Origin of the sequence: Salmonella sp. SAL4457 (assembly GCF_046548235.1) — a bacterium.
GTDB classification, from domain to species: domain Bacteria; phylum Pseudomonadota; class Gammaproteobacteria; order Enterobacterales; family Enterobacteriaceae; genus Salmonella; species Salmonella enterica.
This window is the reverse complement of the sequence record NZ_JBGDZO010001256.1, coordinates 1-239: the sequence shown is the minus strand read 5'-3', so window position 1 is coordinate 239 and position 239 is coordinate 1. Positions and strand designations below refer to the sequence as shown.

At 67.4% G+C, this 239-nt stretch carries 1 protein-coding gene; it reads left to right on the top strand.

The window, feature by feature from the left end:
* Nucleotides 1-239, top strand: a 239-nt coding sequence (locus ACLJNW_RS28225; RefSeq protein ID WP_410961941.1) for a glycine betaine ABC transporter substrate-binding protein, incomplete at both ends; no start/stop codon positions are given.

Here is a 239-nt window from a genome sequence, read left to right as displayed (position 1 = left end):
ACCGCAAGCTGTACGGGATCGGCTCCGGCGCGCCGGCCAATCAGTCGATCCAGAAGATGATCGACGCCAACCAGTTCGGCCTCGGCGACTGGAAGCTGGTGGAGTCCAGCGAGCAGGCGATGCTCGCCGAACTCGGCCGGGCCGAGAAGCGCCAGCGCTGGCTGGTGGTCCTCGGCTGGACGCCGCACCCGATGAACATCCGCCATGACCTGCGCTACCTGGAAGGCGGCGAGCAGTAC